The 19,005-nt window shown below is 37.2% G+C and carries 19 protein-coding genes, 1 tRNA gene and 1 pseudogene; 20 read left to right on the forward strand and 1 reads right to left on the reverse strand.

The genetic code is table 11. The annotated features are described in order from the left end of the window. The 20 genes and pseudogenes from J7J33_01715 to rpsA all read left to right on the forward strand — a co-directional run. Positions 1-3,015 (forward strand): TSCPD domain-containing protein (locus J7J33_01715; protein MCD6168008.1); only part of this gene is annotated, 3,015 nt, incomplete at its 5' end. Next, complete coding sequence (locus J7J33_01720; GenBank protein ID MCD6168009.1) at positions 3,015-3,602, forward strand: hypothetical protein; 588 nt, start codon at positions 3,015-3,017, stop codon at positions 3,600-3,602. The genes J7J33_01715 and J7J33_01720, both read left to right, overlap by 1 nt. 160 nt (positions 3,603-3,762) lie before the next feature. Next, positions 3,763-4,269, forward strand: a complete 507-nt coding sequence (locus J7J33_01725; protein MCD6168010.1) for an amidohydrolase family protein — start codon at positions 3,763-3,765, stop codon at positions 4,267-4,269. 39 nt (positions 4,270-4,308) lie between these two features. Continuing rightward, positions 4,309-4,890 carry a GTP cyclohydrolase I FolE gene (folE, locus tag J7J33_01730; GenBank protein MCD6168011.1) on the forward strand — a complete coding sequence of 194 codons (582 nt, stop codon included), beginning with the start codon at positions 4,309-4,311 and terminating at the stop codon, positions 4,888-4,890. Continuing rightward, positions 4,880-6,079, forward strand: a complete 1,200-nt coding sequence (gene folP / locus J7J33_01735) for a dihydropteroate synthase (protein MCD6168012.1) — start codon at positions 4,880-4,882, stop codon at positions 6,077-6,079. The genes folE and folP overlap by 11 nt, the downstream gene beginning before the upstream one ends. Then, on the forward strand, positions 6,076-6,420 hold the full coding sequence (gene folB, locus J7J33_01740; protein MCD6168013.1) for a dihydroneopterin aldolase: 345 nt from the start codon (positions 6,076-6,078) through the stop codon (positions 6,418-6,420). Before folP ends, folB begins: the two co-directional genes overlap by 4 nt. Further along, positions 6,417-7,010 carry a ribonuclease H-like domain-containing protein gene (locus J7J33_01745; protein MCD6168014.1) on the forward strand — a complete coding sequence of 198 codons (594 nt, stop codon included), beginning with the start codon at positions 6,417-6,419 and terminating at the stop codon, positions 7,008-7,010. The genes folB and J7J33_01745 overlap by 4 nt, the downstream gene beginning before the upstream one ends. Positions 7,011-7,049: 39 nt before the next feature. Further along, entirely contained in the window at positions 7,050-7,406 is a 357-nt protein-coding gene (locus J7J33_01750; GenBank protein ID MCD6168015.1) for an AAA family ATPase, read from the forward strand. After that, positions 7,403-7,615: pseudogene (locus J7J33_01755) on the forward strand (AAA family ATPase). The gene J7J33_01750 and the pseudogene J7J33_01755 overlap by 4 nt, the downstream one beginning before the upstream one ends. Positions 7,616-7,651: 36 nt before the next feature. Then, positions 7,652-8,347, forward strand: a complete 696-nt coding sequence (locus tag J7J33_01760) for a hypothetical protein (GenBank protein ID MCD6168016.1) — start codon at positions 7,652-7,654, stop codon at positions 8,345-8,347. A 70-nt stretch (positions 8,348-8,417) separates the two neighbouring features. After that, positions 8,418-9,698, forward strand: coding sequence for a threonine synthase (locus tag J7J33_01765; GenBank protein MCD6168017.1), 1,281 nt, complete (start codon positions 8,418-8,420; stop codon positions 9,696-9,698). Continuing rightward, positions 9,695-12,088: a bifunctional aspartate kinase/homoserine dehydrogenase I gene (gene thrA / locus J7J33_01770; GenBank protein MCD6168018.1), complete on the forward strand. Its 2,394-nt coding sequence runs from the start codon at positions 9,695-9,697 to the stop codon at positions 12,086-12,088. Before J7J33_01765 ends, thrA begins: the two co-directional genes overlap by 4 nt. Beyond that, positions 12,085-13,125, forward strand: a complete 1,041-nt coding sequence (gene asd / locus J7J33_01775; GenBank protein ID MCD6168019.1) for an aspartate-semialdehyde dehydrogenase — start codon at positions 12,085-12,087, stop codon at positions 13,123-13,125. Before thrA ends, asd begins: the two co-directional genes overlap by 4 nt. Further along, positions 13,118-14,179: a hypothetical protein gene (locus J7J33_01780; protein MCD6168020.1), complete on the forward strand. Its 1,062-nt coding sequence runs from the start codon at positions 13,118-13,120 to the stop codon at positions 14,177-14,179. The genes asd and J7J33_01780 overlap by 8 nt, the downstream gene beginning before the upstream one ends. Positions 14,180-14,223: 44 nt before the next feature. Beyond that, a tRNA-Val gene (locus J7J33_01785) sits at positions 14,224-14,298 on the forward strand. Between the two features lie 31 nt (positions 14,299-14,329). Further along, positions 14,330-16,228, forward strand: coding sequence for a threonine--tRNA ligase (thrS, locus tag J7J33_01790; protein MCD6168021.1), 1,899 nt, complete (start codon positions 14,330-14,332; stop codon positions 16,226-16,228). Between the two features lie 45 nt (positions 16,229-16,273). Further along, positions 16,274-16,834 (forward strand): translation initiation factor IF-3, encoded by a 561-nt coding sequence (gene infC, locus J7J33_01795; protein ID MCD6168022.1) that lies wholly within the window; start codon positions 16,274-16,276, stop codon positions 16,832-16,834. Further along, on the forward strand, positions 16,791-17,000 hold the full coding sequence (gene rpmI / locus J7J33_01800; GenBank protein ID MCD6168023.1) for a 50S ribosomal protein L35: 210 nt from the start codon (positions 16,791-16,793) through the stop codon (positions 16,998-17,000). The genes infC and rpmI overlap by 44 nt, the downstream gene beginning before the upstream one ends. Positions 17,001-17,002: 2 nt before the next feature. Beyond that, positions 17,003-17,359 carry a 50S ribosomal protein L20 gene (gene rplT, locus J7J33_01805; protein MCD6168024.1) on the forward strand — a complete coding sequence of 119 codons (357 nt, stop codon included), beginning with the start codon at positions 17,003-17,005 and terminating at the stop codon, positions 17,357-17,359. Between the two features lie 12 nt (positions 17,360-17,371). Beyond that, positions 17,372-18,697, forward strand: a complete 1,326-nt coding sequence (gene rpsA, locus J7J33_01810; protein ID MCD6168025.1) for a 30S ribosomal protein S1 — start codon at positions 17,372-17,374, stop codon at positions 18,695-18,697. Here the strand turns inward: rpsA and J7J33_01815 are convergent. After that, positions 18,687-19,005 (reverse strand): 3-dehydroquinate dehydratase (locus J7J33_01815; protein MCD6168026.1); only part of this gene is annotated, 319 nt, incomplete at its 5' end. The two genes, rpsA and J7J33_01815, sit on opposite strands and share 11 nt — an antisense overlap.

Genomic DNA, 19,005 nt, shown 5'->3' on the forward strand with positions numbered 1-19,005 from the left:
GGAAGAGAACTTGGACAACTCTCGGCATGCTTTGTCCTCCCTGTTGGAGACTCTTTAACAGAAATATTTGATGCAATAAAATATGCTGCATTAATCCATCAATCAGGGGGAGGAACAGGCTTTTCATTCTCAAGATTAAGACCAAAAGGGGACATAGTGAAAAGCACAATGGGAGTTGCCTCAGGTCCTGTATCATTCATGAAGATATTTGATGTAGCCACTGACACAATAAAACAGGGAGGGGTAAGAAGGGGAGCAAATATGGGAATTTTAAGAGTAGATCACCCGGACATAGAAGAGTTTATAACTGTAAAGGATAAAAAGGGAGTTCTTACCAACTTCAACATCTCTGTGGCAATAACAGATGAATTTATGAGAAGATACTTTGATGATGAGGAATACGAGCTTGTAAACCCAAGAGATGGAAAGGTATGGAAAAAACTCAGAGCAAAATACATTTTTGATATGATTGCAGAACATGCCTGGAAGACAGGAGACCCAGGAGTAATTTTTATAGATACCATAAATAAATACAATCCCACACCAAATGTTGGAGAGATAGAATCCACAAATCCCTGTGTTGTTGGAGATACCCTTGTAGCTACAGATGAGGGACTTGTTGAAGCAAGAGAACTTAAGAAAGGCATGAGAGTATGGAATGGAAAGGGATGGAATAAGATAAAGGAAGTTATAAATAATGGAATTAAAAAGATATATAAAATTACTCTGAAATCTGGATTGGAGATTAGAGTAACTCCAGAACACAAACTTATGACAGAGAATGGATGGAGAGAGGTAAGGGATTTAAAAATCCATGATAAAGTTTTTATCCCTCTGAACTACCCAGAGATAGAAACTAATAAACCGAAGGATACAGAATTCTTTGAACTCATTGGATACTTTATTGGAGATGGATCTTTAAGCAATTCAAACCATGTATCTTTACACGTAGGAAGCGACTTAGAACTTGTCAACCATTTTTCTCCAATACTTGAAAGATTCTCTGGTTCCTCTTACATTGTTGAGAGGGAAAACCAGTTTATAGTGGATACTCATGTAAAACAATTTGCAGAAAAAATTAGAGGAATCTTTGGAATAGAAACCTCTAAGAGTGAGGAGAAAGAAATTCCTAAAAAATTCCTTAGAGGGGATACAGAATCTATAAAGGCACTTCTTAGAGGAATATTCTCCTCTGATGGAACAGTCTATGAATCAAAGGGAACAATTACAGTTGCTCTTTCCTCATCTTCAAAGAAACTCCTCAGGCAGGTTCAAATTCTTCTCCTCTATCTTGGCATCCCATCCACATTGACGAAGGAAAAGAAGGGAGAAATAAAAACCATAAAAGGGAAAACCTATAAAACAAACTCTACTTATAGAGTATTAATCTCTGGGGAGAGGGCTAACCTATTCTTTGAAAAAATAGGATTTATTGGAGAAAAGAAAGAGAAGTTTATGAAACTTTCGGCAAACAAAAATACATATTCAACACTAAAAAGGTATGAGTATCAAGAGATTATAAGCATAGAGGAGGATGGGGAGGAAGAAGTTTTTGATATAACTGCACCACCAGAGTACACATGGATAACCAATGGAATATTAAGTATGGACTGTGGTGAACAACCACTTCTTCCTTATGAATCGTGTAATCTTGGCTCCATTGATGTATCCAAGTTTGCGGTGGATGGAAAGATTGACTATGAATCATTGGGGAAAGTTGTAAGAACTGCAGTTCACTTTCTTGATAATGTTATTGATGTAAATAAATTTCCACTCCCTGAAATTGAAAGAGAGACAAAAGGTAATAGAAAGATAGGTTTGGGAGTAATGGGATTTCATGATCTGCTTATAAAACTTAGGATTCCTTACAATTCAGAAGAGGCACTTAAAGTTGCAGAGGATGTGATGAGTTTTATAAACAAGGAAGGGTGGAAGAAATCAGAGGAACTTGCAGAGGAGAGGGGAGTTTTTCCAAACTGGAAGGGAAGTGCATTTGAAAAGGAGGGAAGGAGAGTAAGAAATGCAACAGTAACCACCATTGCTCCGACTGGATCTATAAGTATAATTGCTGGATGCTCCTCTGGAATTGAACCTTTATTTGCATTAGCCTTTAAGAGAAAGGTTGCCATTGGAGAGTGGAACGAAATTCATCCCATATTTGAGAGAGAACTCAAAGAGAGAGGGATATACTCAGAGGAACTTATGGAGAAGGTCATTGAAGAGGGAAGCATTCAGAATATAGATGAGATTCCAGAAGATATGAAAAAAATATATGTTACTGCTCATGATATACACTGGGAATGGCATGTAAAGATGCAGGCAGCCTTTCAAAAATATACAGATAACGCTGTTTCAAAAACTGTGAATCTTCCCCATGATGCCAAAGTTGAAGATATCAAAAATATATACCTTACAGGATACAAACTTGGTTTAAAGGGAATAACAGTTTATAGAGACAGATCCAAAGAGACTCAGGTCCTTATAACAGGGAAGGAAGAGGAAAAAGGAGAAAAGTTGAAACCAAGACCAAGACCAAAGATTACCTTTGGTGCCACAATAAAGATGAAGACTGGATGTGGGAATCTATATGTAACAATAAATGAAGATGAGAATGGAATATGTGAGGTCTTCTCCACCCTTGGGAAAGCTGGTGGATGTGCAGCATCCCAAACAGAGGCAATTTCAAGACTAATATCCCTTGCCTTAAGATCAGGAATTGACCCAGATTCCATAGTTGACCAATTAAAGGGAATTAGATGTCCGAATCCAATATGGCAGGATGGAGATAAAATTTTATCGTGTGCAGATGCCATTGCAAAAGCAATAGAGAAGTATCTCTCCATGAGGAAGGAGGAGAAGAAGAAAATAGTTGTTGAGGAGAAGATGGAAGAGGAAAGTGAAGAGGAACCTAAGATAAATCCTGATATTCCCCTTTGTCCTGAATGTGGAACTCCAATGATAAATGTTGAGGGATGCTTCACCTGTCCAAAGTGTGGATACTCAAAGTGTGACTGATGAAAGAGAAAGTTGACTTAACGATAATCAATGCATCGGAGATTATAACCTGTAAAGGTAATGTTCCAAAAAAGGGAGAGGAGCTTAAAAATCTATCCATTATAAAAAATGGTGGAATTGCAATAGACAAGGGAAGAATATTAGATATTGGTGAGAGTGAGAGAATAAGGGATTTATATTTGGGAGAAAAGGAAATAGATCTTTCCTATGAAAGTATTGTCTTACCTTCCTTTGTTGAATCTCATACACACCTTGTATTTGGTGGGACAAGAGAGGAAGAGTTCCTTATGAGACTATCTGGTGCAAGTTATCTTGAAATTCAAAAAAGAGGAGGGGGAATATACTCCACAGTGAGAGCAACAAAATCCCTTGAAGAGGATAAACTAATAGAAAGAGCGCTCTCCTTCATAGAAAAGGGAGAAAAATATGGCATTTCAACATTTGAAATAAAAAGTGGTTATGGTCTCTACATTGAGGATGAAATAAGGATATTAAAGATTATAAAAGAGATTAAGAAAAGAAATAAAGATATCATTTCCACATTTAATCTCCACATTTCTACTTCACCTTCCACCAGAGGGAGTTAAAAGAAGCACTTATTTTAAGAAAGTTATTGAGAATTTAAAGTTAATAAAGGATGAGGAACTTTCAGACTTTGTTGACATATTTGTTGAGAAGGATGCCTTTTCAAAGGAAGAGGCATATATTTTTCTATCTGAAGCAAAGAAACTTGGATTTAAAACCTCTATGCATGTAGATCAATTCAACAATATTGGTGGAATTGATGTGGCTATAGATTTGAATCTAAACTCTGTATCTCATCTTGATAAAACAGATAAAGAATCTCTTAAAGAACTATCTAAAAAAGATACAGTGGGAATTATATTTCCAACAGAGAGAATGTTCCTTTTAAAGGATGGGAAGCTTGGAAGAAGAGTTGCTGATAGTGGTGTCCCTCTGGCAATATCAACAGACTTCAATCCGGGAACATCACCTACAATAAACTTTTATCTCGCTCTGTCCCTTTCTGTTATAAGGGAGGGCCTTTCCATAGAAGAGGCAATAAATGCATCTACCATAAATCCTGCCTTCGCTCTATCCATCCATGAAGATAGGGGAAGTATAGAAAAGGGAAAGTTAGCCAATCTTCAGATTCTCTCTCTTAAAACATACAAACTCATACCTTACTTCTTTGGAATGAATTATTTTTCTCTCTTAAAACATACAAACTCATACCTTACTTCTTTGGAATGAATTATTTAAAATATCTTATAAAGGATGGAGAGGTAAAACATGCATTTTGATAGAGAAAAGATTATAGAAGCAATGAAGATGATCATCGATGCCATTGGAGAGGATAAAAACAGGGAAGGACTTAAAGAGACTCCAGAGAGAATTGCAGATATGTTTGAAGAGATATTCAAAGGACTATACATAGACCCAAGAATCTTTCTAAAATCTCAGTTTGTGGAGGAAAAACATCAGGAAATGGTCATTTTAAGAAATATCTCTTTCTTTTCAATGTGTGAGCACCACTTCCTCCCCTTCTTTGGGAAAGCTCATGTAGGATACATACCGAATGGGAAGATTGTTGGAATTTCAAAGATTGCAAGGGTTGTGGACACTCTCGCAAGGAAACCACAACTTCAGGAGAGGCTCACAAGTGAAATTGCAGATATTATATTTGAGGAACTTGAACCACTTGGACTTGGCGTTGTTCTTGAGGCAGAACACATGTGTATGGTTATGAGAGGGATAAAGAAACCCGGTAGTTTAATAGTAACATCAGCAATAAGGGGTTCATTTAGAAAATACGCCTCAACAAGGAGTGAGTTTCTCTATCTTATCTCAAGGGGAAGGACAAATGGAGTATAGGATAAGGGAAATACATCTTGATGAAAATGAAGTGGAGAAGGAGCTTGAAAGGATAGAAGTTCATCCAGTTGGGGTATCTATTATGAAAAATAAGGGTAAGATAAGATTTCTTAAGATAGAAAATGTAGATGTAAGGGCAGCAAATATTCTAAAACAGGAGATGCTTTCCATTGGAGGAGAGGTTGCCTTATCCAGAGATGCCTTTTATCTTGGAAAGAATGAGTGCAGGGCAATTGTTATGGGAACAGTTCATCATTTCAACAAGCTTATTCCAAAACTCAAGCTCCAGCCTTTTGGCTTGAAGGATATTGCAGAGGAGATGGAGAAAATAGTACACAGAACTCCAATAAAAGCTACAAGGATAGGAGATACTCTCTTTGAGTGGGGGAAAAGAACCTATATAATGGGAATAATAAATCTAACTCCAGATTCCTTTTCAGGAGATGGATTGTATTCAAGAGAAAGATTTGTTGATAATGCTTTGGGTTATGCCTGTCTCCTCAGAGAATGGGGAGCAGATATAATTGACATAGGGGGAGAGTCAACAAGACCAGGGAGCAGGGAAGTTCCTTATGAGGAGGAGAGAAGGAGAGTTATGCCAGTTTTAAGGAAACTTGTGAAAGACATTGATTGTCCTATTTCAGTGGATACAAGTAAATGGGAAATAGCAAAGGAGGCACTTCATCTTGGAGCAAGTATGATAAATGATGTCTGGGGGTTAAAAAAAGACAAAGAGATGGCAAAGATTGTTGCAAAATACAATGTTCCAGTGGTAATAATGCATTCCATAGATGGAAAGGGTGGACCTCCACCAGAGGGATACTATAAGGATGTTGTAAGTGATGTGTACTTCTCTCTTAAAGAGAGGATTGAATTTGCCCTTGAGAATGGAATAAAACCGCATAATATAATAATAGATCCCGGCATTGGTTTTGGAAAAGGACTTAAGGAGAATATAAAGATACTTAAGAAACTCTCTGAATTTAAAACTCTTGGTTATCCCCTTCTTGTTGGTGTAAGTAGAAAGAGTTTCATAGGTGAGATTCTTAATCTCCCTCCAGAGGAGAGAGTTGAGGGAACAATAGGAGCAGTCATTACATCAATCGCAAAGGGAGTTGATATTGTGAGAGTGCATGATGTAAAAGAGATAAAGAGGGCAATCAGAGTTGCCGATAGGATACTAAGATGAAAGTGTTTCTAAAAGGTATGGAATTTTACTCCTATCACGGAGTTAATGAAGAGGAGAAGATCCTTGGACAGAGATTCAGGGTGGATGTGGAGTTTTATATAGATGAGGTAAAGGAAGATAATATTTATGATACGGTGAATTACTCCCATGTTTATAAACTGGTGAGAGAAATTGTGGAGGAAAAAAATTTTAACCTTATTGAATCCCTCGCAAGGGAAATTGGAAATAGAATCTTAGCAATAGAGAAAGTTAAGGAAGTGGTGGTGAGAGTTAGTAAAGTTTCTCCACCAATAAAAGGGATTCTAAAGGAAGCGGGGGTAGAATACAGGAAGAAGAAATGAGGATAGTATTTTTTGATTTTGAGACAACGGGCTTAAATCCAGATGTAGATAAGATTATTGAAGTTGGAGCAGTAAAGAGTGAAAATGGGAAGGTTCTCTCCTCATTTTCTGTGGTGATAAATCAAAGGATTCCCATCCCCAAAAAGATAACAAAGATAACTGGAATAACAGATGAGGAAATATTAAAGAATGGGAGGGAAGAGAGGGAGGTTATGAATGAATTTTTTGAGTTTATTGGTGATGATCCACTTGTAGGACACAATGCCATATACTTTGATATACCATTCATTGAAAAGTATCTTGGAGCAAGAATAAAAAACAGGGTTTCAGATACATTAATAATATCAAAGTTTCTCCTTCCAGGTTTAAGATCCCATAGTTTAAGGCGTGTGGCTTCAAACTTTGGAATCCCCTGGGATAAGAACCACAGAGCTCTTGAAGATGCTATAATAGCAATGAATCTCTGGGAGAAGTTAAAGGAGAGGGCTAAAACAATTGAGGGAGATTTTATTAAAAATTATATAGAGAAATTGTATAAAAATGATTTTAAAATTCTTGATGCCTTTTACCTATTTTTAGAGGATCTATGAAGAAACCACTCAGTATAAGAATAAGACCAAAAAGTTTTGATGAATTTGTGGGACATACCAAAAAGTTTTGATGAATTTGTGGGACATAAAGATGTGTTAACAAAGAGTTTCAAAGAGAAGATAAGGAGTGGGAATGTTTCTCATCTTATCCTATGGGGACCACCAGGAAGTGGAAAAACAACCCTTGCCCTTCTTATAGAAAAGGAGAGTGGTTTAGATTTAATAAGAGTTTCAGGAGCTGAAATTGGAATAAAGGAGATAAGGAAAATAATAGAGGAGGCAAAAAAGAAAAAGGAATTCTTTAAAAAAGAGACTATTCTCTTTATAGATGAGATACACAGACTAAACAGAAAGGAACAGGATTTCCTCCTCTCCTTTGTAGAAAACAGAGAATAAAGGACATAAGAAAAATAATAGAGGAAGCAAAGAAGAAAAAGGAATTCTTTAAAAAAGAGACTATTCTCTTTATAGATGAGATTCACAGATTAAACAGAAAAGAACAGGATTTCCTCCTCTCCTTTGTAGAAAACAGAGACATTATCCTTATTGGTGCAACCACTGAAAATCCATACTTTTACATAGTTCCACCTCTCCTATCAAGGTGCTTTCTCATAGAGCTTCCACCATATTCAGATGAGGAGATGAGAATTATACTTGAGAAGGGACTAAAGGAAACAGGGATAGAACTTGATGAAGAGGCAAAGAATTTCATTGTAGAACTATCCAAAGGAGATGCAAGATTCTTATTAAACATACTTGAGTCTTTGGAGGGAGATATAAAGAAATCTTTTACAAAGGAAGGGATAAAAAATTTTGTTCTATCAAAAAGAATAAAATTTGATAAAGTTGAAGAGCACTACAATCTGATCTCGGCTCTAATAAAAAGCATAAGGGGTTCAGACCCTGATGCTTCTTTGTATTACCTAATGAGATTGGTTGAGGGTGGAGAAGATTTAAATTTTATTACAAGGAGACTCATAATCCTTGCGTCAGAGGATATAGGTCTTTCTGATCCCTTCTCACTTGTTCTTACAACAAGTGGAGCAGAGGCGGTGGAGAGAGTCGGATTACCTGAAGCAAAACTTATTCTTTCAGAGATAGTTCTGTATCTTTCCAAGGCACCTAAAAGTAACAAAGTTCTAAAAGCAATGAAACTTGCATTGGAAGATGTAAAAAAATATGGGAATCTACCTGTGCCCCTTCATCTCAGGAATCCATCGGTAAAAGGTCTTAAAGAGATTGGATGGGGAAAAGGTTATATATATCCACATGATAATCCGGATAAGAAAATTCAGTATCTCCCAGAAAAACTAAAGGGAAGAAAATACTTAAAGTAACTCTTATTAAAATTCTAATCACATCTTTTAAATTTGAATTTAATGTAAATTTCCTTATAATTCATAAGAAATGGAGAGAGCCCTAAAGTGCATAAGATGTGGAAAGGAGTATTCTATATATGAGAAAAGGTACACCTGTGAGTGTGGTGGACTTCTTGATGTTTATATAAAAGAAGAGGGGGACCTATCATATTTAAAGGATGTTTGGGAGAAAAGAAAAGGAAGCAGGAAAAGGATAGATGAGAGTGGGGTATGGAGATACAGAGAGCTTGTTTTGGATTTAAAGGAGGAAGAGATAGTTACATTTCCAGAGGGGAGAACAAATCTATACAATGTCTCAGATAGAATAGAGGGGGTCTCAAATTTATTTATAAAACATGAAGGGGAAAACCCAACAGGCTCATTTAAGGATAGGGGAATGACTGTTGGTGTTTCCTTTGCAAAGAAACTTGGATATAGAATTGTTGCATGCGCCTCCACAGGAAACACCTCAGCATCCATGACAGCATACGCAAAAATGGGAGGACTTATCCCAATAGTCTTTCTTCCAAAAGGGAAAATTACTTTCGGCAAGCTCTCTCAAGCTCTCTCTTATGGAGCAAAGACAATTCAAATAGAGGGTGATTTTGATGATGCCATGAGAATTGTAAGGGAAATTTCCAAAAAGTATAGAATATATCTCCTAAACTCTTTAAACCCTGTAAGACTTGAAGGTCAAAAAACCATAATAATAGATGCTTTGTTTCAGATGAACTGGAAAATTCCTGACTGGATAATAGTTCCCGGAGGAAACCTCGGAAATACATCTGCCTTTGGTAAAGCTTTAATGGAACTTAAAAGATTTAAAGTGATAGATAAGATACCAAAGATTGGAGTTATTCAGGCAAAGGGTGCGAATCCCTTCTACCTCTCATTTAAAAACAACTGGAGGTTTAAACCAGTTAAGGCAGAAACCATAGCCACAGCAATAAGAATTGGAAATCCAGTGAATTTTGAAAAGGCTAAAAGAACCATAGAGTTTACAAAGGGATTTGTGGAGGAGGTGGAAGACGAGGAGATTATTAGGGCAAAGATAATCATTGATTCACTGGGAATTGGATGTGAACCAGCTTCAGCCTCCTCCCTTGCAGGATTCTTTAAAATGCTTAAGAAGGGAATTATAAAGAAAAATGAAACAGTGCTTCTTATCACAACAGGAAACATACTTAAAGACCCAGATACATCAACAAAGATACACATGGGGGAGATTGAAGGAATACCAGATGAACTTATAAATAAACCTATTGTAGTTGAAAATGATTTGGGAAGAATTCAAGAGATAATTGAGGAAATTCTGGAGGAATACTCATGATTGTAATGAAGTTTGGTGGAACATCTGTGGGGAGTGCAGAAAGGATAAGAAACTTAAAGGAAATAGTTGAAAGATTTGATGAGGAAAAGGTTATTGTTGTATCCGCCATGAGTGGAATTACAGACTCACTTATAAGAGCAGGGGAACTTTCTCAAAAAGGAGACAAGGACTACCTTAAGGAATATTTAAAGATAAGAGATAGACACCTCTCTGTTATGGAGGAACTCTTCCTGAAAACCATAAAAGATGTGGAGAAACTCCTTGAGGAACTCTTAAACATACTAAAGAGTATAGAGGTTCTTGGAGAGTTAACCCCAAGAGCTCTTGATACCATAGTTTCCTTTGGAGAAAGGATGAATGTAAGAATAATATCGGAGTATCTAAATAGGTCTGGAATTAAATCCACATATCTTGATGCCAACAAATTTTTAATAACAACAGATGACTTTGGACATGCCTCTCCTATATATGAAAAAATCAGGGAAAAGGCAAAACCCATATTTGAAAAGATATTTTCAGAAAAGATAACACCTGTGGTGACAGGATTTATTGGAGCAACAGAGGATGGGAGGATAACAACACTTGGAAGGGGTGGGAGTGATTTTACTGCAACAATACTTGGAAGGATTCTTGATGCAAGGGAAGTCTGGATATGGACAGATGTTGATGGAGTAATGACTGCTGATCCAAGAATTACTGAGGATGCAAAACCACTCCCATACATCTCATACATTGAGGCAGCAGAACTCTCATACTACGGAGCAAAGGTTCTTCATCCAAAGACCCTCTCCCCTGTTATGGAGAAAAACATACCTGTAAGGATAAAGAATACATTTAATCCTGATTTTTCAGGAACACTGATTGTTAAAAGGATAAGAAAGGATAAAAATATAATTAAATCTATAACATACATAAAAAATCTTTCACTTGTAAGCGTCAATGGAAAGGGCATGCTTGGTATTCCAGGGATTGCTGCAAGAGTTTTTAAATCTGCATGGAGGAGTAAAACAAACATACTTATGATATCCCAATCGTCATCAGAACAGAACATCTGTCTTGTGGTGAAGAAGGACGAGGCAGACAACTTCATAAAATTCCTCTTTAAGGAGTTTGAAAGGGAAATTGAAAGAAAGGAAATTGAAGGTGTATTAAAGGAGGATGGAATTGCTATAATATCAGTTGTAGGAGCAGGGATGAAGGGGACACCTGGAATTGCAGGAAAGGTTTTCTCCACCCTTGGAAGGCATGGGATAAATATAATTGCCATTGCACAGGGTTCATCTGAGTACAATATCTCCTTTGTGGTTAGAGAGAGTGAGGTTAGAGAGGCAGTTAAATCTCTTCATACAGAATTGGGCTTATCTTTGGATAAAGAGGGAATAAAGGTGGTGGAGATTGTGCAGTTTGGAGTTGGAAAAGTTGGAAAAAGCCTTATTAAATTAATCTTGTCAGAAAGAAAAAGAATTGAGAAGGAGGAGAGAATAAGAATTGTTTATAGAGGTCTTTTAAGAAGTAACTCCTATGTTTTGGGTGAAGAGACGGAGAAATACATAAAAGAGGAGAATTTCAACTTTCCCAAGAAAGGTAAACCAGATTTGTCAGAATTTATAAGGAAAAGAAACACTGTGTTTGTTGATGTTACCAATTCAGATGAAATCACTGATATACTCATAGATGCTTTAAAACATGGTGCAAATGCGGTTACATCAAATAAAAAGAATCTTGTAAAAAGCTTCAAAATATTTAAAAGCCTTACAGATTCCAAAGGGAAGTTCTACTTTGAAACCACCGTTGGGGCATCTCTTCCTGTAATAAAAACTCTACTAAACTTGATGGAGACTGGTGATAAGATAAAAAGGATTGTATCACTACCCAGTGGCTCCCTATCCTTCATATTCCATCATCTGAATAGAGGAAAGGATATTGTCGAGGCAATAGAACTTGCCATGAAACTGGGTTATACAGAACCAAATCCCATGGATGATTTAAAGGGAACAGATATCTTAAGAAAAACTTTGATCCTTGCAAGAATCATAGGAAAGAAGATTGAATTATCTCATGTAGATTTTGAGGAATTTGTTAAATCAAACTCCCTTGAAGATTTCAAAAAGGGAGAGATAAGAATCTTTAGAGATAGAATCAATAAGATGAGGGAGAGTGGTTTTGTCTATCCTGTATCAAGGATTGAAGGAAGAAAGGTTAAAGTCTCCCTTGAAGTCTTTGGTAAAAATTCAGAATTCTACAATCTAAAGCCGGGAGAGAATATATTTCTCATATATACCAAAAGATACAACAAAAATCCTGTTATAATTAAAGGCATAGGGGCAGGACCCTTAATTACAGCTTCAGGTGTGTTGTCAGATATTTTAAGAGTAGGGAGAGAGATATGATAAATGTATCGGTTCTTGGAGCCACAGGAGTGGTAGGTCAGAGGTTTGTTCAAATATTATCCAAACATCCGTGGTTTAAGATAAGCTCCATCTTTGCATCAGAGAAGAGAAGGGGAGAGAAGTATAAGGATACTGTAAGATGGATACTTGAAGGAGGAATTCCAGAGAGCGTTGCCCATCTTCCCCTTTTATCCTTAGAGAGGGATGAACCAGAGAAGATAGTATTTTCAGCTCTTCCATCATCCATTGCCTTTGATGTGGAGGAGAGACTATCAAAAAATGGACATTATGTATTCAGTAATGCAAGCAGCCACAGGTATGAGGATTTTGTTCCAATAGTTGTACCAGAGGTCAACCCAGATCATCTTGAAGCTATAAAGTATCAAAAAAGAAAGGGATTTATAGTTACAAATCCTAACTGCTCCACGGCAGGTCTCGTAATCCCACTAAAACCTATAATGGATAGATTTGGAATAGAGAGGATAACTGTTCTCACAATGCAAGCTCTATCAGGAGCTGGATTCCCTGGAGTTCCCTCTCTTTCTATTCTTGACAACATTATTCCCTACATAGAGAAGGAGGAGGAAAAGATAAAGGTGGAGAGTAAAAAGATTCTTGGGAAATTCAATGGAAGATTTATCCCTGGAAGTTTTAAAGTGCATGCAAGGTGTAATAGGGTTATGGTAAGGGATGGGCATATGGAAGTTGTATTTGTAAAAACAGAGAAAGATGTATCCCTCTCTGAATTTAAGGAGTCTTTTGTAGAATTTAAGGGACTACCTCAAAAACTTCGTCTTCCAACAGCACCTGAAAAACCAATAGTGGTAAGAGAAGAAATTGATAGACCACAACCTCTCTTTGATAGACTAAATGGAGATGGAATGAGTGTAACTGTGGGAAGGATAGAGAAGTTGGAGGAAGGTTTCTTTACATTTACACTCATCTCTCATAACACCATAAGAGGGGCGGCAGGAGGAAGTATTTTAAATTTAGAACTTGCATTAAAATTAAACCTTCTGGAGGGAGTGTATGTATAAGAGAGACAAATTAAATACAATATTTGAAGATTACATAGTTTTTAGAGAACTCAACCCCTTGAAAGAAGGACTGCCATCTTTTTCAGAATTAAAGAAACAACTTAAGCTTGACTTCCTTCCAAGAAAGAAGGATATAGAGTATGCAAAAGTTCTAACCTCCTTATTCAAAAAAATAGGAGATTTTGAAAAAGTAATATACTTTGGAGATACATATCTAAACGATGGCAGTGTTATTAAAAACCTTACAGAACTTGATGAGTATAAGGTCTTTGGTGTTATAACAGAGGAGAGGGAGCAGGATTATATAAAATTTAAAGGAAATGTAATACTCAACACAAAGTGGAGAAATCTTCTGCCGATACTTGAAATCCTTGAGAGGAGGGGATTCTTACTTGACGAAAAAACCATTGTTGTTATAGATATTGACAAAACATTCATAGGGGCAAGGGGGAGAAACAATAAAGCCATTGATAAGGCAAGGATGGATGCAATTAGATCTATAATAGAGGATACCTTAGGTGAAATTGAAGAGGATAGATTTGATTATATATACTCAAGACTAAACAGGAGAAACCTCCATCCCTTTACAGGAGATAATCAGGATATAGTGGCAATCATGAGCATCATTTTCTACGGAGACTACTATGCCCTTGGAAGGTTTATAAGAGAGTTTTACGCTGGAAAGTGGAGAGAACCCCTGGAATTCTTTAATGCCATAACAATTTCACCCAATGAGAAAACCTATAAACTGCTTGAAGAGGTTAAAGAGAATCTCTCAAAGAAAAATCCAACTGCCTTTCCAACATTTAGAGAAAGGGAATTTAGTTGCACTATAAAAAGGATAGATTTTCTTCCAGATGAAAGCGATGTAGGAAAACTACTGAAGGAAGAGATATTAATTACAAGAGAAGTTTACGAAGTCGGTCTTATTGCAAAAAAGAAAGGTGCACTTGTCTTTGGGCTATCAGACAAACCAGAACTTTCATCCATTTCCAAGGGAAGAGATAAATCCACATCCATCCATTTGAAACAAGCAAAAATCTTCCCAAAATAGACCTTGACAAGAAGGCTATTTATATATAATATAATAAACGAGGTGGGCGGTTAGTTCAGAGGTAGAACGCTTCGTTGACATCGAAGAGGTCGGTGGTTCGAGTCCACCATCGCCCACCATTTTTAAATCCCCCTGTAAGGAAGGTGAGAGATGAATATTTTTGTTAAAAATATTGGAAAAGAAATGGAAATTGATGAAGGTGATGACCTTTTTAAAATTTTAAACCTCTTGCCAGAGGATGATTATGTGGGAGCCATTGTAGGTGATACAGTGGTGGATTTCTATTATAAACCTAAGGAGGGTGACAAGATAGAATTCATAACTCAAGACAACGAAAAAGCTCTTGATATCCTTAATCATTCTACCTCTCATATACTTGCATGGGCTGTTAAATCTCTTTTTAAGGATGCAAAACTTGGTATAGGTCCCTCCATAAAGAATGGATTTTACTATGATTTTCTTGTGGAAAAACCTTTCACTCCAGAAGACATTGAGAAAATAGAGAATAAAATGAGAGAGCTTCTAACCAAGGAATACAAGTTTGAGAGGGAGGAGATATCAAAGGAAAGGGCAAAGGAATTATTTAAAGATGAGAAATTTAAACTTGAACTTATAGATGAGCTTGAGGAAGGAACAATAAGCATATATAAAGTTGGAGAATTTGTGGATCTATGCAGAGGTCCACACTTACCATCAACTAAATATATAAAGCATTTCAAACTCCTCTCCTCATCAGGTGCATACTGGAGAGGAGATGAGAATAGAGAGATGCTTCAAAGAATTTATGGCACAAGCTTCTTTAAAAAAGAGGACCTTGAGGCACATCTGTTAAGATTAAAGGAGATAGAAAAGAGAGATCACAGAAAGATCGGTAAGGAACTTGATCTCTTCAGTATCCATCCAGAGGAAGCTGGTCCAGGTCTTATCTTCTTTCATCCAAAGGGTGCGATAATAAGAAAGATAATAGAGGATTTCGAAAGGGAGGAACATATAAAGAGAGGATATCAATTTGTTTACACTCCCCATATTGCAAGGGCAAAGTTGTGGGAAATATCTGGACATCTCTCATACTACAGAGAAAACATGTTTCCTGAAATGGATGTGGATGGAGTGCCGTATCTTGTCAAACCAATGAACTGCCCTGGACACATAATAATATACAAATCTAAAACGAGAAGCTATAGGGAACTACCCATAAGGTACTTTGAACTTGGAACTGTCTATAGATACGAAAGATCAGGAGTTTTGCATGGACTTTTAAGGGTAAGAGGATTTACACAGGATGATGCCCATATATTCTGTACTGAAGAACAATTGGAGGATGAAATTATAGGTGTTCTTGATTTCGCACTCTTTATGATAGAAACATTTGGATTTAAAAATTACGAAATATTCCTTTCAACAAGACCTGAAAAGTATGTGGGAACACTAAAGCTTTGGGAAAAAGCAACAAATGCTTTGAAAAAGGCATTGGAAGATAGAAACATTCCATACAAGATAGATCCAGGTGAAGGAGTTTTCTATGGCCCAAAGATTGATATAAAATTGAAAGACGCCCTTGATAGACTCTGGCAGGGACCAACAATTCAGGTAGATTTCAACTTACCAGAAAGATTTAATCTAAAGTACATGGGAAGAGATGGGAGAGATCACACCCCTGTCATGATACACAGAGTTGTTCTTGGAAGTATAGAAAGGTTCTTTGGAGCTTTAATTGAAAACTATGCTGGAAATTTCCCACTCTGGCTTTCACCAGTTCAAGTTAAGGTTGTCTCTGTAAATGAAGATGTTGCAGATTATGCAAAAGAGGTGTATAATAAACTTCTTGGTAGTGGTTTCAGAGTGGAACTTGACACTTCAAGTGAGAATCTTCGTGAGAAGATAAAGAACGCTGAAATGGAGAAGATTCCCTATGTTTTAGTTGTTGGAGAAAAGGAGATGAAGGAAGGAAAGGTTTCTTTAAGAAAGAAAGGTAAGGGAAATCTTGGAATGGTTTCCCTTGAACAGTTAATAGAAAAACTTAGAAAGGAGGTAGAGAGCAAAGAGTGAGTTTAGAATCTGAGAGGGGGGTGATTAGCCATTAAAGAGAAGCCCATTAGAGTTAACGAACGCATAAGGGCGAGGACTGTAAGGGTTATTGATCCAGACGGTAAGCAGTTAGGTATTCTTCCCATTAATGAAGCTTTAAGAATCGCTGAAGAGAGGGAGCTTGATCTTGTAGAAGTTGCACCAAATGCATCACCACCAGTATGTAAGATAATGGATTTTGGAAAGTACAAGTACGAACTGAAGAAAAAACAGAAGGAGGCAAAGAAAAAACAGGCATCTTTTGATGTTAAAACAATGGAGTTGAGGCCATTTATAGGAGAAGCTGACCTTGGTTTCAAGTTAAAGAAGGCTAAAAAGTGGCTTGAGGATGGGGATAAGGTAAAGATCCTCATGATATTCAGGGGCAGGGAACTTGTCCACAAGAGTAAAGGGTTTGATGTTGTAAATAGGGTTATTGATGAGCTTTCAGAGCTTGGAATAGTGGAGAGGAAACCTATTTTTCGGGGTAGAAAGATAGAGGCTCTTATGAGCCCAAACAGGAAAAAGGAAGGAGGAAAGAAGAGTGGCGAAGTTAAAACTACCAAAAACAGCAAAGAAGAGGTTTAAAATAACTGGATCTGGGAAGATCCTTAGAAGAAGGTGTGGTCATTCTCACCATCTTGAGAAAAAAACTTCAAGGAAGAAGGTTACTCAGATAAGGCCAAGAGAGGTATCCAAGGATGATGTGGCAAGGGTGAGAAGACTCATTGGTCTTAGATTGAAGAGGAGGTAAAGATGGCAAGGGTAAAAGGTGGTCCAACGACCAGAAGGAGAAGAAAAAAGATTTTAAAGATGGCAAAGGGTTTTAGAGGTGCAGCCTCTGTTAGATATAGAGTTGCAAGAGAACAGGTGGAACATGCTCTCCAATACGCATATGTTGGAAGAAGATTGAAAAAGAGAGAGTTTAGGAGACTGTGGATTACAAGAATAAGTGCTGCACTGGATGGAAAGGGTTTATCATACTCAAGGTTTATCTATGGTTTAAAGAAGGGTGGAGTATCTTTAAACAGAAAGATGCTCTCAGAGATTGCAATTCATGATAAGGAAGCCTTTGATAGGCTAATTGGGATTGCAAAGGAAAATTTAAGTTAAAAGGAGGATGAGATGGAGGAAAGAAAAGAGGAGATGGAAGAGCAGGTGAAAGAGGAAGAGGTGAAAGAGGAAGAAAAGGAAGAGGAAGTTAAGGAAGAGGAGAAGTCTGGAGAAGAGGAGATAAAGAATATCATTAAGGAGATGGAGGCAGAGGAAACAAAAGGAGAGGAGAACGAAGAGAGTCTTAGAAAGATTACAGAGGATTATCTACCAAAGAGGTTGAGAAGAGGTGAGATTATAAAGGCAATAGTGGTTAAGGTTGATGATGATGGAGCACTTGTAAGCATTGGTAGAAAATCAGAAACCTTCATTCCACTTAAAGAATTAACAAGAGCAAAGGTCAGTTCTGCCAAAGAGGTTGTCCATGAGGGTGAAGAAATTGATGTCTATGTGGTTAGAACAGAGGGACCAATGGGTGACCTTGTTCTCTCAAAGAGAAGGGCTGACTATGAAAAGGTGTGGAGAAGGCTTAAAGAGGCATATGAGAATCAGGAACCTCTTGAGGGAGAGGTCACGAAGGTTGTAAAGGGTGGTCTTCTTATTGACCTTGGAATTCCTGCATTCCTTCCAAGAACGCAGATAGAACTTGATATTGTAAGGAGAAAGGAGCTTCCAAATTATGTAGGAAAAAAACTTCCTGTAAAGATTATTGAGTTTGATAGAGAGATAAGGAAAGTAATATGCTCAAGAAGGGTAATTCTTGAGGAAGAAAAGGAAAGGGAAAGGAAAGAGTACTTCAATGAACTTAAAGAGAAGGAAGGGGAAATAGTTGTTGGAACTGTGGTAGGAATTGTAGAGTTTGGAGTTTTTGTGGATCTTGGAAAGGGCGTGGAAGGATTAATCCATCTCTCTGAACTTACATGGGGACCAAGAAAACCACCGAGACAAGTTGTGAGAAAGAAGCAGAAAGTTAGAGTAAAGATACTTAAGGTGGATCCAGAGAATGAAAGGGTGTCACTCTCTCTAAGACAGGCAAAACCTCATCCATGGGAAAACATAATGGATAAGTATCCACCTGGAACAATTGTAAAGGGAAAGGTTATAAGATTCCTACCCTTTGGAGCAGTTGTTGAAATAGAAGAGGGAATCACCGGCCTTATCCATATATCACAGATCTCCCTAAAGAGAATTAAGAAGCCAGAAGATGCCCTTCAGCTTGGACAGGAAGTTGAAGCAAAGGTAGTTGAAGTGAGACCTGAAGAGAGAAAAATGAGACTATCCATAAGAGCTCTCCAGGAAGAAAACATAAGAAAGAAAGTAAAAACAGAGAAAGAGATAGAATCCAAGTACATAGTTGATGAGAAGGATGTAGAAAAGCTTAAGTTCCTCAAGGGATAGCCTCACCATTCAGCATAATATATAAAGCATAAAGTGCTGCAAGGTAGCTTACATATCCAAGACCTGTTATTATTCCATTTGCAGCTCTTCCTGTTATAATCCTGTGTCTAAATTCTTCTCTTTTAAACACATTGGATATATGAACCTCAATAACAGGGGTATCAATACTTCTTATGGCATCCATTATGGCAACGCTTGTATGTGAATATCCACCAGGGTTTATTATTATTCCATCAAAATTTTTACCCTCCTGAATTTTATCTATTATCTCTCCCTCATGATTTGACTGAAAGAATGTGAGTGAAAAC

It is taken from the genome of Caldisericia bacterium (assembly GCA_021158845.1).
Lineage (GTDB): Bacteria > Caldisericota > Caldisericia > B22-G15 > B22-G15 > B22-G15.

Excerpts from the sequence above, each read along its gene's own strand:
- J7J33_01720 (MCD6168009.1), top strand. The coding sequence starts at position 3,015 with ATGAAAGAGAAAGTTGACTTAACGATAATCAATGCATCGGAGATTATA.
- J7J33_01725 (MCD6168010.1), top strand. The coding sequence starts at position 3,763 with ATGCATGTAGATCAATTCAACAATATTGGTGGAATTGATGTGGCTATA.
- folE (MCD6168011.1), top strand. The coding sequence starts at position 4,309 with ATGCATTTTGATAGAGAAAAGATTATAGAAGCAATGAAGATGATCATC.
- folP (MCD6168012.1), top strand. The coding sequence starts at position 4,880 with ATGGAGTATAGGATAAGGGAAATACATCTTGATGAAAATGAAGTGGAG.
- folB (MCD6168013.1), top strand. The coding sequence starts at position 6,076 with ATGAAAGTGTTTCTAAAAGGTATGGAATTTTACTCCTATCACGGAGTT.
- J7J33_01745 (MCD6168014.1), top strand. The coding sequence starts at position 6,417 with ATGAGGATAGTATTTTTTGATTTTGAGACAACGGGCTTAAATCCAGAT.
- J7J33_01750 (MCD6168015.1), top strand. The coding sequence starts at position 7,050 with ATGAATTTGTGGGACATACCAAAAAGTTTTGATGAATTTGTGGGACAT.
- J7J33_01760 (MCD6168016.1), top strand. The coding sequence starts at position 7,652 with ATGAGAATTATACTTGAGAAGGGACTAAAGGAAACAGGGATAGAACTT.
- J7J33_01765 (MCD6168017.1), top strand. The coding sequence starts at position 8,418 with ATGGAGAGAGCCCTAAAGTGCATAAGATGTGGAAAGGAGTATTCTATA.
- thrA (MCD6168018.1), top strand. The coding sequence starts at position 9,695 with ATGATTGTAATGAAGTTTGGTGGAACATCTGTGGGGAGTGCAGAAAGG.
- asd (MCD6168019.1), top strand. The coding sequence starts at position 12,085 with ATGATAAATGTATCGGTTCTTGGAGCCACAGGAGTGGTAGGTCAGAGG.
- J7J33_01780 (MCD6168020.1), top strand. The coding sequence starts at position 13,118 with ATGTATAAGAGAGACAAATTAAATACAATATTTGAAGATTACATAGTT.
- thrS (MCD6168021.1), top strand. The coding sequence starts at position 14,330 with ATGAATATTTTTGTTAAAAATATTGGAAAAGAAATGGAAATTGATGAA.
- rplT (MCD6168024.1), top strand. The coding sequence starts at position 17,003 with ATGGCAAGGGTAAAAGGTGGTCCAACGACCAGAAGGAGAAGAAAAAAG.
- rpsA (MCD6168025.1), top strand. The coding sequence starts at position 17,372 with ATGGAGGAAAGAAAAGAGGAGATGGAAGAGCAGGTGAAAGAGGAAGAG.